Source organism: Dokdonia ponticola, assembly GCF_042653865.1.
GTDB classification, from domain to species: Bacteria; Bacteroidota; Bacteroidia; order Flavobacteriales; family Flavobacteriaceae; genus Dokdonia; species Dokdonia ponticola.
Genome location: NZ_JBHSFV010000015.1, coordinates 93,945 through 102,114 on the forward strand (window position 1 = coordinate 93,945; position 8,170 = coordinate 102,114).

Annotated in this window: 5 protein-coding genes; 4 read left to right on the forward strand and 1 reads right to left on the reverse strand. The window is 35.7% G+C overall.

Annotated elements, in window-relative coordinates:
• Nucleotides 1–162: 162 nt before the first annotated feature.
• The 4 genes from ACFO3O_RS19850 (at nucleotide 163) to ACFO3O_RS19865 (ending at nucleotide 6,377) form a co-directional block, all read left to right on the forward strand.
• Nucleotides 163–2,058 carry a M61 family metallopeptidase gene (locus tag ACFO3O_RS19850; RefSeq protein WP_379982106.1) on the forward strand — a complete coding sequence of 632 codons (1,896 nt, stop codon included), beginning with the start codon at nucleotides 163–165 and terminating at the stop codon, nucleotides 2,056–2,058.
• 41 nt (nucleotides 2,059–2,099) lie between these two features.
• Nucleotides 2,100–4,292, forward strand: coding sequence for a DUF5916 domain-containing protein (locus ACFO3O_RS19855; RefSeq protein ID WP_379982108.1), 2,193 nt, complete (start codon nucleotides 2,100–2,102; stop codon nucleotides 4,290–4,292).
• A 79-nt stretch (nucleotides 4,293–4,371) separates the two neighbouring features.
• On the forward strand, nucleotides 4,372–5,622 hold the full coding sequence (locus tag ACFO3O_RS19860) for a DUF819 family protein (protein ID WP_379982110.1): 1,251 nt from the start codon (nucleotides 4,372–4,374) through the stop codon (nucleotides 5,620–5,622).
• Between the two features lie 50 nt (nucleotides 5,623–5,672).
• Nucleotides 5,673–6,377 carry a DUF4369 domain-containing protein gene (locus tag ACFO3O_RS19865; protein ID WP_379982112.1) on the forward strand — a complete coding sequence of 235 codons (705 nt, stop codon included), beginning with the start codon at nucleotides 5,673–5,675 and terminating at the stop codon, nucleotides 6,375–6,377.
• Nucleotides 6,378–6,479: 102 nt separating this feature from the next.
• On the opposite strand, the gene ACFO3O_RS19870 is transcribed toward ACFO3O_RS19865, so the two are convergent.
• Complete coding sequence (locus ACFO3O_RS19870; protein WP_379982114.1) at nucleotides 6,480–7,112, reverse strand: hypothetical protein; 633 nt, start codon at nucleotides 7,110–7,112, stop codon at nucleotides 6,480–6,482.
• Between the last annotated feature and the right edge of the window lie 1,058 nt (nucleotides 7,113–8,170).

Here is an 8,170-nt window from a genome sequence, read left to right on the forward strand (position 1 = left end):
AGTATTAGGCGCTACGCTCCTCTAAAATTTAAGTGAGTTATATATACTTGATAAAAATGAATTAGTTCTACTAGTCATTTCAAATATCTTACTCTAAAAAAATCATTTTACTGATAAATAAACAGTGCTTTCCTTACTTTTACATTTCTTAGAAAATTTTTTATGAAAAAGATTCCTTTTTACATTCTTATTATTGCGTTTATCATTTCGTGTGGCCCTACACAAAATACCACAAACTCAAAAAACACCCACGTTCAAGTTGCTATAGACCTTGTAAATGTTATTGATGACAAAGTAAATGTTCGTATTCATCCAGGTACGATAAGCACTCCTGATGTTGTATTCTACATTCCAGAAACCGTACCAGGTACTTATAGTGATGATGACTACGGAACGTATGTTGATGACCTACAAGTATTCTCTAAGTCAGGATCAACATTAAACGTAGAAAGAACCTCTCCCAACACTTGGCTCATTAAAGATGCGCAGAAACTTAACCATATCCAATATAAAGTTAACGACACCTACGATATAGAGGCAGAGCATTCTATTTTTTCCCCATCGGGTACTAATTTTAAAGAAAATGAACAGTTTCTATTGAATCTCCACGGATTGGTAGGTTACATAAAAGATCAAGAAGAATATACCTATGCTATAGACATAAACAGACCTGAAACTATAGAAGGAACTACATCTTTATCAAAACAAGAAAGCCAAACATATACGAAAGCTACTTTTGATAATCCCAAGCAAATAGATAGCTATCTAGCAAAGCGATATTTTGAAGTTATTGATAATCCGATCATGTATAATAAACCCAACAAAGAGGTTTTTGATATAGAAGGAATTACCATCGAACTCAGTGTATATAGTCCAAATGACGCTGTAAAAGCAGCTGACCTTAAGGAAACTGTTGAGAGTATGATGAAAGCACAAAAAATATACTTAGGTGATATAAATACCACAGATCGCTACAGTATATTACTGTATTTAAGTACCATGGATGCAGAAGATGCTCAGGGCTTTGGAGCACTAGAACACCATAAATCAACTGTGGTGGTTTTACCAGAAATGCTCCCTAAAGAAGCTATGGATGAGGCGATCATAGACGTAGTTGCTCATGAATTTTTTCATATTGTGACCCCTTTAAATTTACACTCCACACAAATTCATAAATTTAGATATAATGATCCAGAAATGAGTCAGCATTTATGGATGTATGAAGGCATTACAGAATACTTTGCTCAACACTTCCAAGTACAACAAGGGCTCGTTACAAATACAGAGTTTTACGCAACTATCGCTAATAAAATTGCTAATTCTAAAAGCTATGATGAGAACATGTCTTTTACAGAAATGAGCCAAAATATCTTAGACGAACCCTACGCGTCCAATTATGGGAATGTATATGAAAAAGGAGCACTTATAGGTATGTGTTTAGATATATTAATGCGTGAGAACAGTAACGGAGAAAGGAGCTTATTAACCCTAATGAAGGAACTTACAGATCGGTATGGACCTAATCGTCCTTTTGAAGATCAAGCGATTATACCTCAAATTACAGCCATGACATACCCCGCTATAGGTGAGTTTTTTGAAAAACACGTGATAGGAACCGTTCCAATTAACTACAGTGCATTTTTTAGTAAAGTTGGATTAGAGTACAATTCATATCAAGTTCCTACAGAATATTTTTTAGATCAGGAAACAAGAACCCCTTACATAGATGTTTCACAAGTAGACAAATCTATTTTTATAAGAAAAGGTATTGAGCTTCATTCGTTTTTTAAGGAGATGGGACTTCAAGGCGGTGATGTTATAAAAACAATTAATGGGACTTCATATAACTTGTCAAACGTATATGCACTTATTGGAGAAGCTGCTTCTTGGAAGGAAGGAGATGCTATTAGCTTTACAATACTAAGAGAAGATCAAGAAATAATAGTAGAAGGCAAAGTGACCATCCCAATGATTAATAAAGCTACTATCATTGAGTTACAATACTTTGTGGAAGGCCCTGAATTAAGGCTTCGTCAAAGTTGGTTAAAAGGATCATAAAAAAAATAATTTAACAAAGTATTAGGTATATATTTGCTTTCATGCAAAGAAAACTACTCTTCCTAATCATCTTGCATTCTACTTTTTTATCCTTTTCACAAGGGAAAGAAGTCTTTGTAAAATATATTGATTCAGAAATAACCATAGACGGTAGGTTGGATGAAGAACTCTGGAGTCAAGTAGAACCCGCAAAAAACTTCTGGGAATACTTCCCTACCGATACCATTCAAGCCATCAATCAAACAGAAATCAGATTCCTATATGATGACCAAAAGTTGTATGTAGGAATCAAAGTGTACGCACCTGCTGATGATTATATTGTTCCTTCCCTACGACGTGACTTTAGAGCTGGCGGAAGTGATAATGTAACATTGATGTTTGATACTTTTAACGATGGTGTGAATGCTTTTCTTTTTGGGTCTAATCCAGAAGGTGTTCGTAGAGAAGCCCTAGTTTCTGGTGGGGGTGTTGATTTAAGAGGATTTACAACAAGCTGGGATACAAAATGGGTGGGTGAAACTCAAAAATATGATGGGTATTATATCTGCGAATGGGCAATTCCTTTCTCAGCATTAAAATTTCGCGAAGGCGAAACAAAATGGCGTTTTAACTCCTATCAGTTTGATACTCAAGGAAACGAACGAAATACATGGATCAACATTCCGCAGAGTCAGTTTATTTTTAATTTAGCCTACATGGGAGATATGGTTTTTGAAAAACCGCTAGGCAGTCCCCGTAGTCCCATATCTATAATTCCGTACGTAAATGGATTAGTGGGTAAAGATTTTGAAACTAACGAAGAAACAACTGATTTTAAAGTTGGCGGTGATGCAAAATTTACCATCGGAAACAGTCTTAACCTAGATGTCACCATCAACCCAGATTTCTCACAAGTAGAAGTAGATAATGTGATTACCAACCTGACCCGATTTGAAGTAAATTTACCAGAACGTCGTCAGTTTTTTATTGAAAATAATGATCTCTTTGCAGATTTTGGAGATTCACGTGCTGCAAACCCTTTCTTCTCTAGAAGAATTGGCATTGCTACAGATATAGACGGAAATACTACTGAAAATGATATACTCGCAGGAGCTCGATTAAGCGGAAAGTTGAATAATAACTTTAGAATCGGTCTTCTCAACATACAAACTGCAAATGATGCAGAACAAGAGATTGCTGGAAATAATAATACCGTAGTTGCGCTTCAGCACAGAGTCTTTAGTCGCTCCAATATAGGTTTAATTTATGTGAACCGGCAAAACACAAGCAATGAGCCCTTTGTTACTCCAGATGAAGAATACAATAGACTTATAGGGTTAGATTACAACTTAGCCAATAAAGATAATAGTTGGAACGGTAAGTTTTTCTTACACAAATCTTTTACGCCGAATACAACAAGTAATGATTTCTCAGGAGGTCTACGATTAGAATACAATCGTAATAACTGGCGGGTCCTTTTTTCTAATATTTTTGTAGGTGAAGATTTTAATTCAGATTTAGGATTTATTCCTCGTAAGGACATTTACAGGTCTTTTAATAGAGTAGAACGCCTTATATTCCCTAAAAAAGGAATCATTAACAGACATATTTTTTCGCTAGGAACCTTCTTTGTTTTCCGTCCAGGATTAGATTTTCAAAAAGGAGACCATACCTTTGCCCCTCGCTGGCAAGCTGAGTTTAAAAACACTAGCAATCTTAGTGTTACGGGACGCTCCAGATATACTTTCCTTTTTGAAGGTTTTGATCCATCACGCTCAGATGGGTTAGAACTTGCTGCAAATACAGAGTACTATTATGAGAGTGTAGAAGCCGAGTATCAATCTGATACACGTCGTGTATTTTCCTATAATGTGAACACAACCTTTGGTGAATTTTTCAATGGAGATTTACTCACGGTACAAGGAGGGCTTAATCTAAGGCTTCAGCCCCATTTGGTTTTTGGGTTAAATCTACGCTATGATAACATAGACCTACCAGATCCTTTCTCAGATAATGAAATCTGGTTGATTAGTCCGCGCATGGAAGTGACCTTTAATAAAACATTATTTTGGAATACTCTTATTCAATACAGCTCATTACAAGATAACCTTGGTATTAACTCTAGGCTTCAGTGGCGTTTTGCACCGCTTTCAGATCTTTTCTTGGTCTACAATGACAACTACTTTACAGATAATGTCTTTGCTCCTCGTGTGCGCTCTCTTAATTTAAAAGTTACCTATTGGTTATATTTATAAGTATATTGTGGGGCTAAGTACGCTTTCGCGAAAGCATATAATAAATCATTAGAAATCATCTGTTTTAGCACAAACACCTATGGGAGAACACGCTTTATTTACAAACGATGCCGTTGTTTTTGGATTATTAGCCATCATTCTTGGCTTCATATTTTACACTTCAAATAAAAAAGAAGGATTCTGGGGTGAATTTTATAAGTACATACCTGCATTATTATTATGCTATATGTTACCTGCAGTTCTCAATCTGTTTGATCTTGTAGACGCTGAATCTTCGCAGCTATATTTTGTAGCAAGTCGCTATTTACTTCCCGCATGTATTGTATTATTTACGATAAGCGTAGATCTCAAAAGTATTATCAACTTAGGACCTAAAGCATTGATTATGTTTCTCACGGGAACAGTTGGTATTATTATAGGAGGTCCTATCGCTATATTAATTATCTCTGTTTTCTCACCCGAAACGGTAGGTGGTTCTGGCCCCACCGAAGTATGGAGAGGGCTGTCAACGATTGCAGGAAGTTGGATTGGTGGAGGTGCTAATCAAGCCGCTATGCTTGAAATTTATGAATATGACAGGGTCGAATTTGGTAAAATGATACTTGTAGATGTGCTTATGGCAAATGTTTGGATGGCCATCCTTCTATTGGGTATAAGTAAGACCAAACGAATAGACAAATGGCTCAAAGCCGATAGGTCTTCTATTGAAAATTTAAAGAAAAAAGTATCTGAATTTTCAGAAAGTGTCAAAAGAAATCCCTCTTTAAATGACTTGATGATTATCCTTGGAATTGCATTTGGAGCGACAGGCATTGCGCATTTTGGAGCAGATTATATTACAGGATTCTTTGCTGATGTTCCAAAAAGTTCTACTGCCTATACATTTACAAAACAATTCTTCTGGTTAGTGACTATAGCTACTATTATTGGGGTAGGTTTATCATTTACAAAGGCCAAAAACTATGAAGGTGCGGGAGCTAGTAAAATCGGAAGTGTTTTTATTTATATTCTTGTGGCAACTATTGGAATGAGTATCGATTTAGGAAGTGTTTTTGAAAATCCAGGACTCATTGCCATAGGCTTTGTATGGATTAGTATCCATGCTGGATTACTGATCCTAGTAGCAAAATTGATTAAAGCCCCCTATTTCTTTCTTGCGGTAGGGAGTCAAGCCAACGTAGGCGGGGCAGCTTCAGCACCCGTTGTTGCAGCTGAGTTTCATCCTTCCCTAGCGAGTGTGGGTGTCTTACTAGCTGTTTTTGGATACGTGGTGGGGACCTACGGTGCGATTTTGTGTACAATTTTAATGGAAATCGCTGCGACAAGCTAGTATTTCAGTAAAAATAATAGCATCTTTGTGCTTTAAATGAACCCATTTTAATGAGAAGATTTTTCACACTTTTATTAGTAACTGGCCTACTCGTAGCTTGCTCAGAATCAACCAATTTTACAGTTTCTGGAACCGTAAAAGGTCTTAAAAAAGGAACTCTCTACTTACAACGCATTCAAGATACTGCATTGGTAAACATAGATTCTATCGTAGTAGATGGTGATCCAGAATTTGAGTTTTCCCTTACCATTGATGAGCCTGAGGTTCTTTACTTACACTTAGATAAAGTTGATGCTTCGGGATATGATGATCGTATCCTGTTTTTTGCTGAACCTGGCGAAATGAATATTACGACTTCCCTTAAGAATTTTGAAGGGTTTGCCGCTGTAATGGGTGCAGAAAACCAAATGAGATGGACTGAGTTTCAAAAAATGAATCAAAAGTTTAATGATAAAAATGTAGACCTCATTAAAGGATCTTATGACGCACAAGTTTCTGGTGTACAAGAAGATATTCTTAAATATGACGATTCTCTACAACGCTTACTTAGATCTAAATATAGGTACACAGGTCAGTTTGCATCTACACATGCAGACTTAGAAATGGCTCCCTTTCTTATCTTAAGTCAGATTCCAGATGCCAATGTGACGTATCTAGACACTATATACAAGCGTTTTCCAAATAAAATAAAACGTTCTAAGTATGGGAAACAGCTTGAAAAATTGATCCAAGAGCGAAAAGCTGCCCAAGAATAATCGATACCCTATAAAATGAAAGTCCCCATCTAAAATGATTTAGACAGGGAATTCCTCTAGTTGGTTGAGTTAGATGTATATTGAGCTCTAACGGACTCTTTATTATTGAACTTTTACAAAGCCATTTAATATTTTTTCACAATCTTCAATATACGAATTTAAAAGTCCTTGTGAGGTGTATGTGATAAATTGTACAGTGCCACTTGGACTCGAATAGTAATATCCGTAATACGTAAATTTAATTCCTTGTAAGGTACCATTGAGTTGTAAGAATAGGACTTTCTGTCCATTTACAATTCTGTATTCTTCTTGAATAACGCTAAGGTCTGGAGCAGCTTCTCTTCCGTTCTCTAAAGCAATATCCCTTAGATTTTCGATAGGGATTTCTAACTTTTCTGCGATGATCATGCCGTATAAATCTTCCCCTTTTAATTGTAACTCATATTCTGCTTCTGGATTGTCTTGTGCTTTTTGAAAACTCCATTCTGTAGGATCAAGCCAAACCCCAATGTCAACTTTGGTACTTTTAAGAAGAAATGTAGCTTCTGGATCTTTTACAAAGCGCTCTGGATTGGTAGGCACCTCATTTGAAGTTTCTGATGCCCTGTTATCTGCATACCTCCATGTACCATTATCAAATAGAAGTACTTCATCTCCAACCTCAGTAACGGCTTTTTGTTGTGCTTGTACAGTGAATACTCCTAAAAAGGCTAAAGCAAAAATTATTTTTTTCATAAGTAGTATACTAATTGATATATGTTAAGAATTGCTAATTAATGAAAAAAAAATGACTTTTGAGAGGATTAGGACTCAGAACCACTTCATTTAGGAATAGCTTTCACAAAATCAGTATTATAATAATCATAGTCGTCTTTTTAAAAAGTGTGATTAAAACAAGGAAAGTCAATTTGCAAAGGAATTACAAAATGAAAACCAACAAAATTCGCTACAATGAGTGTCTTATTAAGCAATGTCTCCAAAAGTGCCTCAACAAACTAATTGTCATCCTGAGCCTGTCGAAGGGTTTTAATAATCAAAACAGTATAAACTTCGAATAGCTAAGGATATGTAGTTAAAAATACTCTTCAAACAGTTTCTTTAAAAGCCAATGTAATACGTAAAAGCAATCCTATTCTAAAAACTTGTAAACCGATACAAAGTAAAGCCGATGAAGTCGCGTAGTATCGATCATTTTCTAAAAAGTGTGCGAAAGCAAAAAACCAATAAGAGTCAAACTAGCAAAAGAAAGCCGATAAAACCCGTAACAACGATCATCTTTTAAAAAGTGTGCCAATAGCAAAAACATCTACAAGGCGCAATTATAAAAGAAAATCGATGGAGTCCGTAGGAACGATCCTTTTCTAAAAAGTGTGCCGAAAGCAAAAACATCTACAAGGCGCAATTATAAAAGAAAACCGATGGAATCCGTAGGGACAATCCTTTTCTAAAAAGTGTGCCGAAAGCAAAAACATCTACAAGGCGCAATTATAAAAGAAAACCGATGGAGTCCGTAGGAACGATCCTTTTCTAAAAAGTGTGCCGAAAGCTATAAAAACCAATAAGCACAATAATCACAAGAGAAAGCCGATAAAATTCGTAGGAACGATCACATTTTAAAAAAGTGTGCTGAAAGCTACACTTTTTTAAAATGTGATCACCCACTTATGGGATCATTCCTAAAAGTTGTGTGTGAATTAAAATAGAAGTTGGATTTTTGTAAAAAAAATGGAACTGTCCTTAGACTTATTAAAGTTAATTCTACCTGAGTTATTAATTACTCATTTTACAATTGT

Bases quoted from the DNA above. Each gene is read 5' to 3' on its own strand.
- ACFO3O_RS19865 (WP_379982112.1), top strand. From the start codon at position 5,673: ATGAGAAGATTTTTCACACTTTTATTAGTAACTGGCCTACTCGTAGCT.
- ACFO3O_RS19855 (WP_379982108.1), top strand. From the start codon at position 2,100: ATGCAAAGAAAACTACTCTTCCTAATCATCTTGCATTCTACTTTTTTA.
- ACFO3O_RS19870 (WP_379982114.1), bottom strand. From the start codon at position 7,112: ATGAAAAAAATAATTTTTGCTTTAGCCTTTTTAGGAGTATTCACTGTA.
- ACFO3O_RS19860 (WP_379982110.1), top strand. From the start codon at position 4,372: ATGGGAGAACACGCTTTATTTACAAACGATGCCGTTGTTTTTGGATTA.
- ACFO3O_RS19850 (WP_379982106.1), top strand. From the start codon at position 163: ATGAAAAAGATTCCTTTTTACATTCTTATTATTGCGTTTATCATTTCG.